Source organism: Gemmiger formicilis, from assembly GCF_016900095.1.
Taxonomy (GTDB): domain Bacteria; phylum Bacillota; class Clostridia; order Oscillospirales; family Ruminococcaceae; genus Gemmiger; species Gemmiger formicilis_A.
Map to the genome: position 1 here is coordinate 1 of NZ_JACJJP010000079.1, position 750 is coordinate 750.

The window sequence follows — 750 nt, forward strand, 5'->3', positions numbered from 1 at the left end:
CCTTTGGATTAGGTTTTGCGCTCAGACTCAGGCGTTTTCAGCTTCGTCTTCGTCGGGTTCCTGCTTGTCCTTCATGCTCAGAACCGCGATCACGATCTGGATCACAGCGATGATCACCATCAGCAGGGTCCAGCGGTCAACAAAGACCATCGGGTTGCGCATGTTCTCGGTCAGGATGAAGACGATGATGGAACCGATACCCGGGATCAGGCTGACCAGACGCCAGAAGCCGTGCTTCTTGACCTCATATTCAGTCTTGCTCTCGCCGGTGGTTTCGTCCTCTTCTTCCTTGCGCTTCTTGCCCAGGTAACCGATCACCAGGATCACGCTGCCCAGAGCCGTCAGGATGGTCAGGATCAGGTTCAGCAGAGCCCAGGCTGCGTTGCCGCCAGCCAGCGGGGTCTCTTCTTCACCGATGGTTTCTTCCTCCGCGGGGGCTTGCACCTGCGGGGTTTCCTCTTCCTGAATCTCCTCTTCGGCCGGTGCCTCGGTCACTTCTTCCTCATTGCCAGCCTCGGGCGCCGGAGTGGCAGTGGTGCCGCCGGCAGCAGGCGTGGTCGGAGTGGTGGGACGAGTGGGCGTGGTCGGGGTCGTCGGAGTGGTGGGCGTGGTCGGGGTGGTGGGCTCGGCAGGAGTCTCAGGCTCCTGATCGGGTCCGACTTCCTGATAGTAGAAGGTGATCACATTCTCACCGGTGGTGATCTCGATGGACTGGGTAGAGGGGCTCAGCAGAGAGTAACCGCCGATTGC

At 60.1% G+C, this 750-nt stretch carries 1 pseudogene; it reads right to left on the bottom strand.

Going from position 1 to position 750, the window contains the following annotated elements:
• Positions 1-27: 27 nt before the first annotated feature.
• Positions 28-750, bottom strand: a pseudogene (locus tag H6B15_RS15270) (hypothetical protein); the annotation flags it as partial.